Source organism: Rathayibacter sp. VKM Ac-2835, assembly GCF_013266705.1.
Lineage (GTDB): Bacteria > Actinomycetota > Actinomycetes > Actinomycetales > Microbacteriaceae > Rathayibacter.
In genome coordinates, this window is the sequence record NZ_JABSNQ010000002.1 from 628,182 (window position 1) to 645,947 (window position 17,766).

Genomic DNA, 17,766 nt, shown 5'->3' on the forward strand with positions numbered 1-17,766 from the left:
CCGCCGTCCAGCCCGCGTCCAGCAAGCGTCGGGTGAACGACAGCGTAAAATCACGGGGGCACATGCCGAGATCGACAACTCGATAGGGAGTTCCGTTGGACGGAAACGCAACGACCACGCACCGCAACGTCGCATTGCTGTCCGTCGCTACCACGATGGCCCCTCGGGTGACCACGTCGGAAGAGATCGACGCGCGACTGGCGCCGGCGCTGAAGCGGCTGCGACTCCCCACCGGACTCCTCCAGCGCGTCGCCGGCGTGCAGGAGCGGCGCAACTGGGGTCCCGAGCAGGGCTTCGACGGCGCCGCGATCGAGGCGGGCAAGCGCGCGCTGGCCGAGGCCGGCATCCGGCCCGACCAGATCGGGCTGATCATCAACACCTCGGTCACCCGCAAGCACCTCGAGCCCTCGGTCGCCGTGCGCCTGCACCACGGGCTCGGCCTGCCCTCCTCCGCGATCAACTTCGACATCGCGAACGCCTGCCTCGGCTTCGTCAACGGCATGACTCTCGCGGCCCAGCTGATCGACTCCGGCCAGATCAAGTACGCGATGATCATCGACGGCGAGGACGCCGACGAGATCCAGGTCAACACGATCGAGCGCCTCAGCCGCGAGGGCATCAAGCGCAAGGACTTCATGAGCGAGTTCGCGAGCCTGACCCTCGGGTCCGGCGCCGCGGCCGCGATCCTCGGCCCGGCCGACGAGCACCCCAAGGGCCACCGGATCCTCGGCGGGATCACCCGCGCGGCCACCCAGTTCAACGAGCTCTGCGTCGGCAGCGTCGACGGGATGTTCACCGACGCGAAGGCGCTGCTCAAGGGCGGCATGGAGCTCGTCGTCTCCGCCTGGAAGGAGGCGAAGCGCGACTGGAGCTGGGGCGGGATGGACCGCTACATCATGCATCAGGTGTCGGACGTGCACACCAACGCCTTCGTGAAGGCCGTCGGCATCGACCCCGAGCTGGTGCCCACCACCTACCCGACGCTCGGCAACGTCGGCCCCGCGTCGATCCCGATCACCCTCGCGCAGGAGTCGAAGACCCTCGAGCCGGGCCACCGCGTCCTGCTGCTGGGCGTCGGCTCCGGCATCAACACCGCGATGCTCGAGATCGCCTGGTGAGCGCCGCCGCCGGCCGGCACCCGGCCGCCAGGATCCGCCGCGCACTCGGCTCGACCTCGGCGGCGGAGCTGCCGCCGGCGGGACTGGACGGCCTCGATCCGTCCTGGTCGCGCCTCGTCGACGCGCCCGACGCGCACGGCGTCCCGCGCCGCTGGCACCTGCTCGACACGCACGACGCGCTGAACGGCGTCGAGCCGCTCGGCACGATCCTCTGCGTGCACGGCAACCCGACCTGGTCCTACCTCTGGCGCGCCCTCGCCGCCGCCACCGTCGCGGCTGCCCACCGCGGCGAGCCGGCCTGGCGCGTCGTCGCCGTCGACCAGCTCGAGATGGGCTTCTCCGAGCGCACCGGCGAGCTGCACGCCCTCGCCGACCGCGTGCGCGAGCTGTCGAACCTCACCGATGTGCTCGCCCTCCGCGACGTCGTCACCCTCGGCCACGACTGGGGCGGAGTCGTCTCGCTCGGCTGGGCGGTCGACCACCCGGAGCTCCTGCGCGGCACGATGCTGCTCAACACCGCGATCCACCAGCCGGCCGACGCGCCGATCCCCGCGCCGCTGCGGCTGGCCCTGGCCTCCGGCGTCCTCGGCGCCTCGACGGTCGGCACGCCGGCGTTCCTCGAGACCACGCTCGCCCTCGGGCACCCGGCGATCCCGGCCGCCGTCAAGGACGGCTACCGCGCCCCCTACCGCTCGGCGGAGCGACGGGGCGGGGTCGGCGGATTCGTCGCCGACATCCCCGTCGGCCCCGCGCACCCGAGCCACTCCGAGCTGGAGCGGATCGCGGCCGGTGTCCGCGCCCTCGAGACCCCGGCGCTGCTGCTCTGGGGCCCGCTCGACCCGATCTTCTCGGACCGCTACCTCGACGACCTCGTCGACCGCCTCCCGCACGCGCAGGTGCACCGCTTCGAGGGCACCGGCCACCTGCTCGCGGAGGACGTCGACTACTCCGCCGCCGTCCTCACCTGGCTCGGCGACGTCACCGCGGGCGTCCAGGCGCCCGACGTGCGCCGCCCGACCGCTCCGATCGAGCCGCTCTGGCGGCACCTCGACGAGCGCGTCGAGGACGACTCGCTCGCGCTGGTCGAGATGGCGCCGCCCGGAGGCGACGGTCCGCGCTCCGTCTCGTGGCGCCTGCTCTCGCGGCGGGTCCGCGAGCTGGCCGCCGGACTCCGGGCCTCGGGCGTCGCGCCCGGCGACCGTGTCTCGCTGCTCGTGCCGCCCGGTGCCGACCTCACCGCGCTCCTCTACGCGTGCCTCCGGATCGGGGCCGTCGTGGTCGTCGCCGACGCGGGCCTCGGCCTGCGCGGACTGACCCGCGCCGTCCGCGGCGCCTGGCCGGACCTCGTCGTCGGCGCGCTGCCGGGCCTCGCCGTCGCCCGGGCGCTCGGCTGGCCGGGCGGGCGCGTCTCGACGCAGACGCTGCCGCGCGCCTCCGCCCGCGCGCTCGGCGTCGACACCTCGCTCGGGCAGCTGATCGAGCTCGGACGTGCAGAGCTGGCCGCCTCCGTCGACGCGCTCGGCGAGGCGCCCGCGGCCGACGCGACCGCCGCGATCCTCTTCACCTCCGGATCGACCGGACCCGCGAAGGGCGTCGTCTACACCCACCGCCAGCTCGCCGGGGTCCGCGACGCCCTGGCCCGCCAGTACGGGATCGGCCCGGGGACCGGACTCGTCGCCGGCTTCGCGCCGTTCGCCCTGCTCGGCCCGGCGCTCGGCACCCGCTCCGCGACGCCGGACATGGACGTCACCTCGCCGCGGACGCTCACTGCGCGGGCGGTGGCGGCCGCCGCGGCGCAGGTCGACGCGACCGTCCTCTTCCTCTCGCCCGCCGCGCTCGCCAACGTGGTCGCCACCGCGGGCGACCTCGACGCCGACGACCACCGCGCGCTCGCCGGCGTCCGCACCTTCCTCTCCGCAGGCGCTCCCGTCGCCGAGGGGCTGCTCGCGCAGGCGCAGGCGCTGATGCCGAACGCGTCGGCCCGCACGCCCTACGGGATGACCGAGGGACTGCTGCTGACGGACGCCTCGCTCGAGGGCATCCGCGCGGCCGCAGCGGACGACAACCCGCGCGGAGGAGTCTGCGTCGGCGTCCCCGCCGCGGGTGTCCGCCTCCGGATCGCGCCGCTCGACGACGACGGGCGCGCCGCTCCCGAGCCGGCCGAGCTCGTCGGCGTCACCGGCGAGATCGTCGTCTCGGCCGGGCACGTCGAGGACCACTACGAGCGGCTCTGGCTGACCGACCGCGCCGCACGCCGCGGCGCCGTGCCGGGCGAGCGCTGGCACCGCACCGGCGACGTCGGACGGATCGACGCCGACGGCCGGCTGTGGGTCGAGGGCCGGCTGCCGCACGTGATCGTCACCGCCGACGGCGTCGTGACTCCCGTCGGGCCGGAGCAGCGGATCGAGGCGCGCGTCGCCGCCGTCTCCCGCGCCGCACTCGTCGGCGTCGGGCCCCGCGGCGTCGCGCAGCTCGTCGCGGTCGTCGAGCGGCACGAGGGTGCCCGCCGCACGCAGCTCGCGTCCGAGGAGCTCGCCGCCGAGGTCCGTGCGGCCGTCGGCGCACCGGTCGCGGCCGTGCTCGTCGTGCCGGCGCTGCCGACCGACATCCGGCACAACTCGAAGATCGACCGGGCCGCGCTCGCGCGCTGGGCGGAGTCGATCCTCGCCGGCGGCCGGATGGTCGCGCCGTGAGGGTCCTCGTCACCGGAGCGAGCGGGCTGCTCGGCGGCGCCGTGGCGGCCGGACTCGTCGCCGAGGGGCACGAGGTCCGCACGTTCCAGCGCCGTCCGTCGGGAGTGAGCGGTGTCGAGGACGTACGCGGCTCGCTGGCCGACGCTCGCGCCGTCGAGGCCGCGGTCGAGGGCCGCGAGGGCGTCGTGCACCTCGCGGCGAAGGTCTCGCTCGCGGGCGACCCGGCCGACTTCGTCCGGGTGAACGTCGACGGGACGCGGGGCCTGCTGGCCGCCGCGGCGCAGGCGGGTGTCACGCGGTTCGTCCAGGTGTCCTCGCCGTCGGTGGCGCACGCCGGAGCCTCGATCGTCGGCGAGGGCGCCGAGCCGGCCGATCCCGAGCGCGCCCGCGGTGACTACGCCCGCACGAAGGCGCGGGCCGAGCTGCTCGCGCTGGCCGCCGACGCGCCGGGCTTCGCCGTCGTGGCGGTCCGCCCGCACCTGGTCTGGGGTCCGGGCGACACCCAGCTCGTGGCGCGCATCGTCGAGCGCGCCCGCACCGGCCGGCTGCCGCTGCTCGGCGACGGCCAGGCGCTGATCGACTCCACCTACCTCGACAACGCCGCCTCGGCGATCGTCGCCGCGCTCGGCCGGGCGGAGGCGGTGCACGGCCGCGCCTACGTCGTCACGAACGGCGAGCCGCGGCCGGTGGCCGAGCTGCTCGCCGGGATCTGCCGGGCCGCCGGCGTGCGCCCTCCGGCCTGGTCGGTGCCCGCGGGCGTCGCACGCGCCGCGGGCTCGCTCGTCGAGCGCGTCTGGGCGGTGCGCCCGGGGGAGGACGAGCCGCCGATGACCCGCTTCCTCGCCGAGCAGCTCTCGACCGCGCACTGGTTCGACCAGCGCGCCACCCGCGCCGACCTGCAGTGGACGCCGGCGGTCACCCTCGACGAGGGCCTCGCCCGCCTGGCCGCCTCCTACCGCTGACACGACGACGCCCCCAGCGCGAGTGCGCGAGGGGCGGGCTGTCGGACGGCGGTGGCCTTCCTCATGCTGATCGAGTAGCTCGCGCAGCGGGCGTCTCGAGATCCACCACCGTTCGGAGGTCGGTCTGCAGACCCACCCTCCTGACAACGCCGGGTCTCGATACGCCCCTGCGGGGCTGCTCGACCAGCATGAGATGCGCGACCTGCGGGACGGCTCGACCAGCATGATCGCCGCCACCGCAGGACGGGGCCCTTCATGCTGATCGAGTAGCCCGCTCCGCGGGCGCAGCGAGATCCACCGGCGGCGGAGCCTCGTCAGTCGGCGAGGATCAGGTACAGCGCGCGGCGGGTCTCGTCGAGCTTCGCGGAGGCGGCGGCGCGCTGCGCCTCCGAGGCCCCGCGGAACTGCTGGACGACGCCCATCAGCTTGCCGATGTTCTCGACGAACTCGCGGTCCGCGTCGCTCGCGCCGGGAGTGGCCTCCCAGGCGGCGGCGAGCTCGTCGGCGTGCTCGCGCACGTAGGTGCCGCCCGCGTCGGTGAGCTGGTACTCGGTGCCGCGGCCCTCGCCGACGGCCGTGATCAGGCCCTCGTCGACGAGCTGCTGGAGCGTGGGGTAGACCGAGCCGGGGCTGGGGCGCCACGAGCCGTTCGTCTTCTCGGCGATCGCCTTGATCAGGCCGTAGCCGTTCGAGGACTTCTCGGCGAGGAGGGAGAGCAGGGCGGCGCGGACGTCGCCGCGACGGGCTCGTCCGCCGCCGCGGCCGAAGCCGGGGCCGCCGAAGCCGGGGCCGAAGCCGCCGAAGCCGGGGCCGAAGCCGAAGCCGGGGCCGAAGCCGCGGCCGTGACCGCCGGGGCCGCGGCGCTCGCGCCGGCCGGGCTGGTCGTGGCCGCCGTGGCCGTGCTCGCCGTGCGAGCGGTCGAAGCGGTCGCTGTGGTCGTGGAAGGAGTTCCTGGTGTTCATGGTGTCTCTTCTCGTGTCAGGGGATTCCTCTCGAAATCCGTCTCGCCCGTCGGAGCGAGTGCTCACGATCTGTCGGCGATGTAGTAACGATATATCGGCGACTGTCACTCGTCAAGCACGACTTTCTGACTACGCTCGAGGGACCCCCACCGGAAGGCCCCTCCGCATGCCGCTGTCCGCCGCCGCGCTCGCCGCGATCCTCGACGAGTCGCTCCTCACCGGCGCCGTCCTCACCGGCCGCGCGAGCAACCTCGGCAACCTGCGCCGCCTGGCCGCCCGCGAGCCCGCCCACCTCTACGGCGTCGACGTCGCCGAGCACTGGGACGTCGAGAGCCTGCTCGCCCTGATGGGGGAGCGGGTCGGCATCAGCACCGATCCGGCGTTCGAGCACGGGCAGGACCGCATCGACGCCGCCCTCACCGTCGCCGCGCTCGACGCCTACCGCGACCGCTTCGCGCGCGCCGTTCGCGAGGGTGCGCTGATCCTCTTCGCCACCGCGCATCCCGCGACCCTGCTGGACGTCTACCGCCGGCTCGCCGCGGCTGCGACGGCGGCCGGCGCCCTCGTGATCGACGTCAACGCCCTCCCGTTCGCCCGCCCCGACGGCGTCCGGGTCGCCCTGGCCGACGAGCACCAGCGGCTGTGGTGCACCGGCGGCGTCACCTGCGCCTACCGCGGCGGCAGCCTTCAGCACACCCACTCGGCCGAGCCGATGAACGCGCTGCTCGACGAGCTCGAGGCGCTCGGCGTCCGCCCCGACCTCGTCGTCGCCGACCACGGCTGGGCCGGCGCCTCCGGGCGGCGCGGCCTGCCGACGATCGCGATCGCCGACTGCAACGACCCCGCCGTCTTCGTCGCCGAGGCGCAGGGCTCGATCGAGGTGGTCGTGCCGATCGACGACGGCCTCGCCGTGCACCTCTACGAGCCGGTGATCGCCTACCTCCTGGACGCTCTCGCCGCCACCTCCGAGCCGGCTCCGACCTCGGGCTCGTAGAATCGCCTACGGCTCGTCAGGATCCCGTGATCCGACGAGCCGTCCGCGTTCCCGCGAGCCCGAGGTCAGTCCTCGCCACCACTTCCCAGACGGAGCATCCGTGACCCAGCCCCACGACGGCCTCCTCCCGCGCTTCGCCGTCGGCGTCGACATCGGCGGCACCTCGATCAAGGCCTCCCTCGTCGACGTGACCACCGGCGAGCGCGCCGCCCGCCGCTTCGCCGTCGCGAACCCCGCCGGCAAGGAGCCCGAGGACTTCGCCGCGGCCATCGCCGGCATCGTCCGCGACGTCTCGCCGATCGCCGGCACTCCCGTCGGCGTCGGCTTCCCCGGCATCGTCCGCGGCGGCATCGTCCGGCAGACCACCCACGTCTCGCAGCGCTGGGTCGGGATCGACGCGCAGGCGCTGCTGTCCGAGGCGACCGGCGTGGACGTCGTCGTCGTCAACGACGCGGACGCGGCCGGTGTGGCCGAGCGCGAGTTCGGCGCGATGCGCGACCGCGAGGGCCTCTGCCTGCTCACGACGCTCGGCACCGGGATCGGTACCGCGCTGGTCTACGAGGGCGAGGTCATCCCCAACTCCGAGCTCGGCCACGTGCACATCGACGGCCCCGACTTCGAGCCGCGCGTCGGCTTCTCCGCGGTCCGCCGCGAGGGCATCACCCTCGAGGAGTGGGCGGGGCGCCTCAACGTCTACTACCGGCACCTCGAGATGCTGCTCTCGCCGCAGCTCTTCGTGATCGGCGGAGCGGCGGCCCACGTCTTCGACGAGTTCGCCCGCTTCCTCGACCTCGGCACCGAGATCGTCTCCGCCCGCTTCGGCAACGACGCCGGCTTCACCGGCGCCGCCATGGTCGCCGTCTCGCCCGACCGCCTCGCCCCCTGGTACCGCTCCACCCGCGGCGCCCACTTCGACCCGGGCGCGACAGCCATCGCCGACTAGCCGGCGGTCGCGGCGCGTCTGCGTGCTGGTCGAGTAGCGCGCAGCGCGTATCGAGACCCGCCCTCCGGACGACGGTGGATCTCGATACGCCCTCGGCGAGGGCTACTCGATCAGCATGCAGTGCGGGCCGCGCGATGAGGAGGGCGGCCCGCCGCGCGGGCCGCTCCCTTCCCTGCTGGTCGAGTAGCCGCGCAGCGGCGTATCGAGACCCGCCCACCGAATGACGCCGGATCTCGATACGCCCTCGGCGAGGGCTACTCGATCAGCATGTCGGCGTCAGCGCGTCCGCAGGAGCCCGCGGTACACCGCGTCCAGGCGCGCCGCCGCCGCCGCCCAGCTGTGCGCCGCCGCCCACTGCACCCCGCCGCGGCCGAGCCGCGCGCGCTCGGCGTCGTCGCCCAGCAGCCGGCGGATCTCCGCCGCCCACGCCCCGGGGTCGCCGGAGTCGATCAGCACGCCGCTCCCGCCGTCGCGGACCGCGTCCACCAGCCCGGTCGTCCGCCGCGCGAGCACCGGCGTCGCGCTCGCCGCCGCCTCGAGCGCGATCAGCCCGAACGTCTCCGCCGCCGAGGGCACCAGTGCGATCCGCGCCCGCCGCAGCAGCGCCGCCGCCGTCTCCCGGTCGGCCACGCCCTCGAAGCTCACCCACTCGTCCACGCCCAGGTCGCGCGCCGTCGAGCGCACCTCCTCCAGGTATCCCTCGCGCCCGGGCGCCGGCCCGCCCGCCAGCCGCAGCAGCGGCCGCTCGTCCATCGGGATCCGCGCCAGCGCCTGCACCGCGAGCAGCTGCCCCTTCAGCGGCTGCACCCGCCCGAGCAGCACGATCTCCCGAGCCCGCTCCTCGGCTCCTGGCGAGAACCGCGCATCCACCCCGGGCGGCACGACCACCACGCGCGCCGGATCCACCCCGTAGCCGCCCACGACGTCCGACCGCTCCGACGCCCCCGCGACCACCACCGCGTCCGCCGAGGCCAGCACCGAGCGCTCGGCGCGGATCCGCTCCTCCGGCTCCTGCACGTCGCCCGGCACCAGCCGCACGTTCTTCGCCAGCGAGTTCGAGTGCATCGAGTGCACGTGCGGAGCGCCGGTCAGCGCCCCCGCCAGCCCCGACACCCAGTAGTGCGAGTGCACGACGTCCGCGCCCTCGGCCGCCGCGGCGAAGGCGGGCGCGGACGCCGCGAGCGCGTACTTGTCCGCCGCCTCGACCGGCACCCCGACCACCGCCACGCCCGGCGCGAGCCGCCGCACGCCCTCGCCGCGGGTCAGCACGGTGACCTCCCAGCCCAGCGCCGCGAGCTCGGGCAGCACCCCGGCGAGGTAGACGTTCATCCCGCCGGCGTCGCCGGTCGAGGGCTGCTCGAGGGGCGAGGTGTGCGCCGAGACGATCGACAGGCGGGGCATCCGTCCATCGTAGGAGCGGGCGCCGAGGGCACGGATCCCGCCCCGCGGCTCACGGCGCCTCCGGAATCGGGTTGAATGGACGGATGCGCTCCGGTCGGTGCGCGGAGAGTGTGAGGTCCATGGCCCGCCGGAGTCCCCCCGAGGAAGTGCTGCCGCCCTCGGCCGCGCCCGGGGCAGCGGGTCGCGAGCCGTTCAGCGAGCAGGACATCCGGGGTCTCGTCGGCTCGGCCGCCCTCGACAAGGGCGTCGCCTACGCCGACGAGGGCCGCGTCGCCGAGCTGCAGTGGTTCGGCGGCCGCACCCGGCTCTTCGGCCAGGTCCGCGGCTCCGGCCGCTCGCCCTACGCGGTGAGCGTGCAGCTGCGCGACGAGGGCGACCACTCGATCCTCCTCGGCGGCGCCTGCAGCTGCCCCGTCAAGCACGAGTGCAAGCACGTCGCCGCCGTGCTGATCGAGGCGCTGCGCCGCGAGCGCGAGGGCGCCCTGAGCGGCCCGTTCCCCGGCGAGGCCGCCGTCGACGCGGTCCCGGAGTGGCGCAGCGCCCTCGCTCCGCTGCTCGCCGGCGCCGAGCGCTCGCACTCCGGCATCCCGCTCGGCCTCCAGTTCGAGCTCCTCCCCGGCGAGCCCGTGCGCCGCCCGCCCGGCCGCTACAACAGCTACCGTCCGCCGCCCGAGCCGCGCCCGCGCCTCGGCGTCCGCCCGGTGCGGATGGGCGACCGCGACCGCTGGGTGCGCACCGGCACCAGCTGGCGCGACCTCGGCTACCTGCACTACAGCCACGACTACGACGAGCGCCAGATCGACGTCGTGCGGGAGATGCAGGGCCTGCTCTCGGGGCACAGCGCCTCGAGCTACTACTCGCCCGACACCTGGCTCTACCTCGACCAGTGCCGGAGCGAGGCGATCTGGGCGGCCCTGCACGGCGCCGTCCGCGCGGGCATCGGCCTGGTCATGGGCGACCGCGACCAGACCCCGCTGAAGATCCTGGACACCACCGCGACCGCCTCGATCGACGTCACCCGCACCCCCGCCGGCCTCGAGCTGCGCTCGCTCGTCGCGATCGGCGACCACCCGGCGCCCGAGCACTTCGGCTTCATCGGCGACCCCGCCGTCGGCCTCTACACCTGGGACGAGGGCGACGAGCTGCGCGGCAAGGCCGTCACGCTCGTGCCGTTCGCCGCCCCGCTGGTCTCCTCCGCGCGCACCTTCCTCTGGAGCAGCGAGCCGATCCGCATCCCGGAGCAGGAGGAGTCGGCCTTCCTCACCGAGCACTACCAGCGCCTGCACCGCCTCTTCGACATCGTGTCGCGCGACGGCTCCTTCGAGGCGCCGCCCGTCCCCGAGCCGCGCCTCGGCCTGACCCTCGAGCACACCGAGGGCGCGGGCCTGCGCGGCTCCTGGTGGTGGCGCTACGGCATCGAGGGCGGTCGCGGCACCGAGGCCGAGCGCCTGCCGCTCCGCCTGGACGACGAGTCCGGCTACCGCGACGCCGAGGCCGAGCAGCGGATCCTCGACTCCCTCGGCGGCGCCGGCATCGACCCGGAGTCGACGCCCGCCCTGGTCTCGCCCTCGAGCCGCCGCCTCCGCCCGACCTTCGACCTGCGCGGCATGCAGACCGTCGGCTTCCTCACCGGCGAGGTCGAGCGCCTGCGCGAGCTCGGCACCGTCGAGATCGAGGAGATCGGCCAGCGCGTCGAGTACCGCGAGGCCGAGACGGCCCCGGTCGTCGCCGTGCAGACGGTCGCCCAGCCGGACAGCCGCGACTGGTTCAACCTCGAGATCTCGGTCACGGTCAACGACGAGGCGGTCCCGCTCGCGGAGATCTTCCTCGCCCTGGCCCGTGGCGACGAGTACATGGTGCTGCCGAGCGGCGTCTACTTCGCCCTGGACGACGAGCGCTTCGGCCGCCTCCGCGAGCTGATCGCCGAGGCGCGCGAGCTCTCCGACGACCCGAGCGAGACGCTCCGGATCAGCCGCTTCCAGTCCTCGCTCTGGGACGAGCTGGTCGAGCTCGGCGTCGTCGAGGCGCAGGCCGCGGCCTGGCGCCGCTCGGTCGAGGGCCTCTCCGGCTTCACCGCCACCGGCGCCCTCGAGTCCCGCGCCCTGCCCGAGGGCTTCGCCGTCGAGCTGCGGCCGTACCAGCAGCTCGGCTACGACTGGCTGTCCTTCCTCTACGACAACCAGCTCGGCGGCGTGCTCGCGGACGACATGGGCCTCGGCAAGACCGTGCAGTCGCTCGCGCTCGTCACCCGGGTGATGCAGGAGCAGCGCGCGGCCGCCGAGAGCGCGGGCACCTCGCCGCGCCCGTTCCTCGTCGTCGCCCCGACGAGCGTCGTGCCCAACTGGGTCGGCGAGGCCAAGCGCTTCGCCCCCGGCCTGCGCGTGGTCGGGATCGACGAGACCTCGAAGAAGAAGCGCAAGGCGCTCTCGACGATGATCGGCGAGGCCGAGCTGGTCGTCACCTCCTACGCCCTGTTCCGGCTCGACTACGAGTCCTACGCCGGCATCCAGTGGTCGGGCTTCCTGCTCGACGAGGCGCAGTTCGTCAAGAACCGCCAGTCGGCCACCCACCAGCTCGCCCGGCGCCTCGACGTGCCGTTCAAGCTCGCCATCACGGGCACGCCGATGGAGAACAACGTCATGGAGCTGTGGTCGCTCCTGTCGATCGTCGCTCCGGGCCTCTTCCCCTCGCCGGCCGGCTTCGCCGAGTACTACCAGAAGCCGATCGAGCGCGACGCCGACACCGAGCGCCTCAGCCAGCTGCGGCGTCGCATCCGCCCGCTGATGCTCCGCCGCACCAAGGAGCTCGTCGCCACGGAGCTGCCGCCCAAGCAGGAGCAGACCATCGAGGTCGAGCTCGGCACCCGCCAGCGGAAGGTCTACGACACCTACCTCGCCCGCGAGCGGCAGCGGGTGCTCGGACTGATCGGCGACTTCGAGAAGAACCGCTTCGCGATCTTCCGCGCGCTCACCGTGCTCCGCCAGGTCGCGCTCGACGCGGCCCTCGTCGACGAGGCGCACGCCACCGTGCCGTCGACCAAGCTCGACCTGCTCGACGAGCTCCTCGCCGACGCGCTCGCCGAGGGCCACCGGGTGCTGGTGTTCAGCCAGTTCACCCGCTTCCTCGGCCGGGTGCGCGGCCGGCTCGACGCGGCGGGTGTCGAGTACGCCTACCTCGACGGCGCCACCAAGAAGCGCGACGAGGTGATCGACCGCTTCCGCTCCGGCGAGGCGGGCGTGTTCCTGATCTCGCTGAAGGCGGGCGGCTTCGGCCTCAACCTCACCGAGGCCGACTACTGCATCCTGCTCGACCCGTGGTGGAACCCGGCGACGGAGTCGCAGGCCGTGGACCGCGCGCACCGCATCGGCCAGACCCGCTCGGTGATGGTCTATCGGCTCGTGGCGAAGGACACGATCGAGGAGAAGGTGATGGCGCTCAAGGAGGCGAAGGCCGCCCTGTTCGCGGCCGTCATGTCCGACGACGGCGCGGCGGCCACCGGCGGCATCACCGCGGAGGACGTGCGGGAGCTGCTCGGCTGAGCAACGCGGGTCGGCGCCTGTCCGGTCAGCAGGCCGGGTCCGCGAGCGCCTTCGCGAACGCGCCGGTCTGGTACACGTACTCGTAGGCCCAGTCGCCGAGCGTGTACGGCTCGCCGGAGGACACCATCGAGAGCTCGCCGTCGAAGCAGCGGTCGAGCAGCAGCCGTGCCCGTGCGATGTGCGGGGTCTGCGTGATGACGACGACGCTGCCCCAGTGGTCCGCGCGCGCGTCGTCGGCCAGGGCGCGCGCCTCGCCCTGGGTGGTCCCGGGCTCGGCGGTGAAGCAGATCACGTCCATGTCCGGCTCGTCGCAGGCCACCACGTCGTTCTCGCCCGGAGCCGCGGCGAGATCCGAGGCCCAGACCGAGATCACCAGGGTGTCGGCCACGCCCGCCTCGACGAGGTCGCGGCCGAGCTCGGTGCGCGCGCGGGTGGGCGGCCCGAGGACGAGGACCGCGTCGGCGTGCTCGGGGACCGGATCGGTCGCGGGCAGCACGTAGACCGGGATCCCGGCGCCGACCGCCAGCACGAGCGCGGCGAGGGCGCCGACGCCGAGGCGCCGTGCCAGCCGTCGTCCTCCGTGCATGCGTCTCCTCGCGAACCCCGGCGGTCACCGTACCCCAGGCAGGTGACGCCGGTGTTTCGGCGGGAGGGGGAATCCGACATCACGCGGGACTGCGTCCCGCCGCGTCAGCGACCTCTCGGCGTCACCTGACAGTGCACGAACCGAACTCTGACATCCTGTGTCTTCGGAGCACAGGACGGTGACTCGTGGCGCTCCCGCGACGCCGTGACAGTCGCTCCTCCTCGACAGAAGGACAGGCGATGGCTGAACCGACACTGGTGGACGTCGCGCGCATCGCGGGGGTGTCGCGCGCGACCGCCGCTCGAGTGCTCGCGGGCAGGACCAACGTCGACGCCGGCATGACCGCCGCCGTGGAGCGCGCCGCGAAGCAGCTCGGCTACGAGGCGAACGGCGCCGCGCGCATGCTTCGCGGGGGACGCGCGGGCTCGATCGCGCTGATCGTCGCCTTCGAGGATCTCGACCGCCTGCCCGGGACGATCCTCACGGCGGTCCTGAAGGGCGCCGCGGCGAGCCTGCACGCGCAGGGAGTCCAGCCGGTCCTGCTGCCCGCGGACTACGACGACAGGGGCCGCGTCGCCCGGCTCCTCCGCACGCGCGCGGTCGACGGGGCCATCGTGATCCTGCAGAACGAGATGACGCAGGTGACGCAGGAGCTGGCGGACTCTCCCGCGCCCATCGCCTGGGTGGGCCGACCGCGGGTCGCCCTCGCGGACGACGCGCTCGTGATCGACGCGGACAACTACGGGGGCGGACGGCTCGCCGCGCGAGTGCTGGCCGAGTCCGGCCGTCGCCGGCTCGGCATCATCTCCGGCCCCCACGACATGAAGCCCGCTCGTGAGCGGCTGCGCGGCTGGCGCGACGAACTGGAGCACCTGGGCATCGACTACACGCCCCTCGCGCACGGTGCGTTCACGGTCGAGAGCGGTGTGACCGCGATGGTGCGCCTCCTGCAGCGCTATCCCGACCTCGACGGCGTCTTCGCCTCCTCCGACCTGATGGCGCACGGCGCGATTCACGTCCTCCGGGCAGCCGGACGACGCGTGCCGACGGACGTCTCGGTCGTGGGCTTCGACGACGTCGTCATCGCGACCACCACGGACCCCCCGATCACGACCATCCGCCAGCCCCTCGCGGAGATGGGCCGCATCGCTGCCGAGACCGTCGTCGCCGTCCTGCAGGGACGCGAGGTCGACCGGCAGCCGATCCTGCCCGTCAGCCTCGTCCAGCGGGAATCGGCGTAGCGCGGAGACCGTCCTCGACGACCCCGGCTCCCGGGATCGCCGCCGCCTCAGTCCGCGATCAGCAGCCGCAGCTCCCGCACTCCCGCGACCACGTCGGCACCGATCCGACCCGCCTGCACCGCCGCGCGCAGCGGCAGCGTCCGGTGCGGCCGCAGCAGCCGTCGCGCCGCCGTGCAGGGCAGCGCGTAGAGGGCGACGACACCCGCGTCGATCCCGTCGAGCCCGCCGTCGTCGCGGCCGAAGACCAGCTCGCGTCCCTCGCGGGCCAGCTCCTCGGGCAGCGCCGCCTCGCCCACCGGCAGCCGCACCGCGGCGAGCACGGCGGCCGCGACGACCCGGCGCCGCAGCGGCCGGCCGATCGTGTCCCCGGCGAGCTCGCCGAAGAAGTCGGCGTGCCGCTCCAGGATCGCCGCGATCGTCTCGGCGAGCCGCTCCATCTCGGGGTGCAGCGACAGCCGCGCCAGCCGGCGGTAGGCGTGCAGCGCGATCTGCGCGTCGACCGCCAGCGCGAGGGCGATCGGCCCCGCGAGCAGCCGCGCGGACCGGTCTCGCAGCAGCCGGGGCCGGGGGCGGGGCTCGGCCGGGGTCGTGTCGACGCCGCGGATCCGCGGCGAGGCGGCCAGCACCTCGCCGAGCGCATCGGCGATGCGGTGCCGCTCGGCGGCCCAGCTCGTCGCGAACGTCCGCACCCGGGGGTCGGGGTGCGCTCGAGCGAGCGGCAGCACCCGCACGACGGCAGCGTGCTCGAGAGCGCGGAGGTAGGCGGACGCGACGATCGCTTCGCGATCCAGCGGCGCCTCCTCGAACTCGCGGATCGAGAAGTGGTCGTGGAGGCTGCCGTGCGCGCTGCGACGGTAGCTCTCCACGTCGAACGGTTCCGCGATGCCCATGCTCCACCCGCCTTCGCTTCGACCGTACCGCCATCCCGGGCCCGGAAGCTGAACGGCGGGAGGTCCGCCGCTGCCAGACTGGAGCCCGCGCGCCGATCGGCCGCGGGGACGGGGCGGAGATGGGGTCACGCGGCTCCGCCATCGGCGCGATCGTCCTCGCCGCGGTCTGCTTCGGCACCACCGGGACCGCGCAGTCGCTCGGTGCGCAGGGCGTCGATCCGCTGCTGCTCGGCGCCGCCCGGATCGTGCTCGGCGGAGCGCTGCTGGCCGCCCTGCTCGGGGTCGAGACGGCACGCGCTCCCCGCCGCCCCCGGCGCCGCCCGCGCGCCTCGACGGTGCTGCTCGTCCTCCTCGGCGCGGCCGGCGTCGCCGCCTACCAGCCCGCCTTCTTCACCGGCACCGCCCAGAACGGCGTCGCGGTCGGCACGATCGTCGCGCTCGGCTCCGCCCCCGCCTTCACCGGGCTGCTCGAGTGGCTCGTGCTGCGCACCGCCCCGAGTCCGCGCTGGTTCGTCTCGACGGCGCTCGCCGCGGTCGGCGTCGTGCTGCTCGCGGGGCTGCTCACCGGCGGCGGAGCGAGCGGAGTGTCGGCACTCGGTCTCGCCGGCTCGGCCGGGGCGGGCGCCTCCTACGCGCTCTACGCCGTCTGCGGCAAGCTGCTGCTCGAGCGCGGCTTCAGCCCGGTGGCCGCGATGGGCGCGCAGTTCGGCACGGCCGCGCTGCTCGCCCTCCCGGTGCTGCTGGTGGGCGGTCCCGCGAGTCTCGCGGGGTCCGTCCCGGCCGTGCTCTGGCTCGGCGTCGTGACGGTCGCGGTCGCCTACACCTTCTTCGCCCGGGGCCTGCGCCTCCTGCCGGCCGCCACGGTCTCGACGCTGACCCTCGTCGAGCCGGCGACGGCGACGCTCCTCGGCGTGGCTCTGCTCGGCGAGCGCCTGACGGCCGAGGCGGTCGTCGGCGTCGCGGTGCTCGTGCTCGCCGTGCTGCTCCTGGCGCTGCCCGCGCGGGGGGAGGGGCGTCGAGCGCCGGGCATCGGCCTCGAGTCCCGCGCCTGAGGCGCCGTCGAGCCTCGCGGAGTAGCCTCTGCCCTGCCGCGGCGCCCGAGCGCCTCACCGATCGACGACGAGGGGCGGATCCGATGACCAACCCCTGGCTCGCCCTGCCCGGCAGCGGTCGCCGCCGCCCGCTGGTCGAGGCGTCCTGGGAGCGGGCGCGCCGCCACCGCCTTGACCCCGAGCGGCTCACCGCCCCGCTGTCGTTCTCGAGCGACGAGCTGCGCGAGTACCGGATGGGCCACCCGCTCGCCTCGGTGCTGCCCGTCATCCGGCGCCTCCTCGTCCGCGACGCCGATGAGGACAGCGGCGTTCTCGTCGCCGTCGGCGACGCGCTGGGGCGGCTGCTCTGGATCGACGGCGATCAGGCGCTGAAGAGCTCCGCCGAGCGGATGCTCTTCGTCGAGGGCGCGGCCTGGGCCGAGCCCGACGTCGGCACCTCCGCCCCCGGGACCGCCCTCGTGCTCGACCACGGCGTGCAGATCCACGGCGCCGAGCACTTCGCCTCCCTCGTCCACCCGTGGAGCTGCACCGCGGTGCCGATCCACGACCCCGAGACGCACGAGATCCTCGGCGTCATCGACATCACCGGCGGCGCGGAGGTCGTCGCCCCGCAGACCCTGCCGCTGATGGAGGCGACCGCGGCGGCCGTCGAGAGCCAGCTGATGGTGCAGCGGCTGCAGCGCCCGCGCCGCGCGCACCCGCGGCCCGCGGCGGCCCGCGCGCCGAGCCTGCGCGTCCTCGGCCGCGAGACCGGCGTCGTCACCGCGGACGGCGTCGAGCTCGAGCTCTCCACCCGGCACGCCGAGATCCTCACCCTCCTCGCCTGGCACCGAGCGGGGCTGTCCGCCGAGGCGCTCGCCCAGCTGCTCTACGGGCGGGAGGACGCCGTGGTCACCGTGCGTGCCGAGATGGTGCGCCTGCGCCGGATCCTCGAGCCGCGCCTCCCGCGGCTGGTCCCGCTCTCGCGTCCGTACCGCCTCGCCAGCCCGGTCGACCTCGACGCGCGCCAGGTGGTCGGCCTGCTCGACCGCGGCGCGCACCGGCTGGCCCTCGACGCCTACGCGGGCGCCCCGCTGCCCGGCTCCGAGGCGCCGGGTGTCCGCGCCATCGCCGACGAGCTGCGCGCCCGCGTGCGCGCCACCGTGCTCACCAGCGCCGCCGCCGAGACGCTGCTCGCCTACGCGCACGGACCCGACGGCCACGACGACGTGGAGGTCTGGGCCGAGCTGCTGCGGATCCTGCCGCGGCGCTCGCCCCGCCGCGCCGGCATCGTCGCGCACCTCGAGGAGCTCGAGGCCGAGCAGCGCTGACCGGCACCCGGCCGACGTGTCCGTCGTCGCGGCCGTGCAACGGTGTGCAACCTCCCGCGACGTACGGTCGGACCG

At 74.7% G+C, this 17,766-nt stretch carries 13 protein-coding genes; 9 read left to right on the forward strand and 4 right to left on the reverse strand.

Going from position 1 to position 17,766, the window contains the following annotated elements; translation table 11 throughout:
- Positions 1-95: 95 nt before the first annotated feature.
- From HRK28_RS10770 to HRK28_RS10780, 3 genes are read left to right on the forward strand one after another with little or no spacing between them, the layout of a single operon-like run.
- A complete protein-coding gene (locus HRK28_RS10770) occupies positions 96-1,118 on the forward strand; it encodes a 3-oxoacyl-ACP synthase III (RefSeq protein ID WP_123446645.1) in 1,023 nt (340 codons plus the stop codon).
- A complete protein-coding gene (locus HRK28_RS10775) occupies positions 1,115-3,811 on the forward strand; it encodes an alpha/beta fold hydrolase (protein WP_367948397.1) in 2,697 nt (898 codons plus the stop codon). Before HRK28_RS10770 ends, HRK28_RS10775 begins: the two co-directional genes overlap by 4 nt.
- Positions 3,808-4,773, forward strand: coding sequence for an NAD-dependent epimerase/dehydratase family protein (locus HRK28_RS10780; RefSeq protein WP_173251483.1), 966 nt, complete (start codon positions 3,808-3,810; stop codon positions 4,771-4,773). Before HRK28_RS10775 ends, HRK28_RS10780 begins: the two co-directional genes overlap by 4 nt.
- A 314-nt stretch (positions 4,774-5,087) precedes the next feature.
- Here the strand turns inward: HRK28_RS10780 and HRK28_RS10785 are convergent, their stop codons facing one another.
- The gene (locus tag HRK28_RS10785; RefSeq protein WP_160090714.1) at positions 5,088-5,735 is read right to left on the reverse strand and encodes a PadR family transcriptional regulator; all 648 of its coding nucleotides are present in this window, start codon (positions 5,733-5,735) and stop codon (positions 5,088-5,090) included.
- Between the two features lie 166 nt (positions 5,736-5,901).
- Between HRK28_RS10785 and HRK28_RS10790 the strand changes: the two genes are divergently transcribed.
- Together HRK28_RS10790 and HRK28_RS10795 are read left to right on the forward strand one after the other, a co-directional pair.
- Complete coding sequence (locus HRK28_RS10790) at positions 5,902-6,729, forward strand: phosphatase (protein ID WP_173251485.1); 828 nt, start codon at positions 5,902-5,904, stop codon at positions 6,727-6,729.
- Between the two features lie 100 nt (positions 6,730-6,829).
- Positions 6,830-7,672 carry an ROK family protein gene (locus HRK28_RS10795; RefSeq protein ID WP_367948398.1) on the forward strand — a complete coding sequence of 281 codons (843 nt, stop codon included), beginning with the start codon at positions 6,830-6,832 and terminating at the stop codon, positions 7,670-7,672.
- A gap of 276 nt (positions 7,673-7,948) precedes the next feature.
- Here the strand turns inward: HRK28_RS10795 and HRK28_RS10800 are convergent, their stop codons facing one another.
- Positions 7,949-9,073 carry a glycosyltransferase gene (locus tag HRK28_RS10800; protein ID WP_173251486.1) on the reverse strand — a complete coding sequence of 375 codons (1,125 nt, stop codon included), beginning with the start codon at positions 9,071-9,073 and terminating at the stop codon, positions 7,949-7,951.
- A 119-nt stretch (positions 9,074-9,192) separates the two neighbouring features.
- Between HRK28_RS10800 and HRK28_RS10805 the strand changes: the two genes are divergently transcribed.
- The gene (locus HRK28_RS10805) at positions 9,193-12,612 is read left to right on the forward strand and encodes a DEAD/DEAH box helicase (RefSeq protein WP_160090711.1); all 3,420 of its coding nucleotides are present in this window, start codon (positions 9,193-9,195) and stop codon (positions 12,610-12,612) included.
- Positions 12,613-12,637: 25 nt separating this feature from the next.
- On the opposite strand, the gene HRK28_RS10810 is transcribed toward HRK28_RS10805, so the two are convergent.
- Complete coding sequence (locus tag HRK28_RS10810; RefSeq protein WP_173251487.1) at positions 12,638-13,198, reverse strand: hypothetical protein; 561 nt, start codon at positions 13,196-13,198, stop codon at positions 12,638-12,640.
- Positions 13,199-13,437: 239 nt separating this feature from the next.
- On the opposite strand from HRK28_RS10810, the gene HRK28_RS10815 reads away from it, so the two are divergent.
- The gene (locus tag HRK28_RS10815) at positions 13,438-14,439 is read left to right on the forward strand and encodes a LacI family DNA-binding transcriptional regulator (protein WP_160090709.1); all 1,002 of its coding nucleotides are present in this window, start codon (positions 13,438-13,440) and stop codon (positions 14,437-14,439) included.
- Between the two features lie 47 nt (positions 14,440-14,486).
- On the opposite strand, the gene HRK28_RS10820 is transcribed toward HRK28_RS10815, so the two are convergent.
- Positions 14,487-15,329, reverse strand: coding sequence for a ferritin-like domain-containing protein (locus HRK28_RS10820; RefSeq protein WP_173251488.1), 843 nt, complete (start codon positions 15,327-15,329; stop codon positions 14,487-14,489).
- A gap of 119 nt (positions 15,330-15,448) precedes the next feature.
- Here HRK28_RS10820 and HRK28_RS10825 point away from each other — a divergent pair, with 119 nt between their 5' ends.
- Together HRK28_RS10825 and HRK28_RS10830 are read left to right on the forward strand one after the other, a co-directional pair.
- Entirely contained in the window at positions 15,449-16,381 is a 933-nt protein-coding gene (locus HRK28_RS10825) for a DMT family transporter (RefSeq protein ID WP_173251489.1), read from the forward strand.
- A gap of 83 nt (positions 16,382-16,464) precedes the next feature.
- Entirely contained in the window at positions 16,465-17,691 is a 1,227-nt protein-coding gene (locus HRK28_RS10830) for a helix-turn-helix domain-containing protein (RefSeq protein ID WP_173251490.1), read from the forward strand.
- The last annotated feature ends 75 nt before the right edge of the window (positions 17,692-17,766 follow it).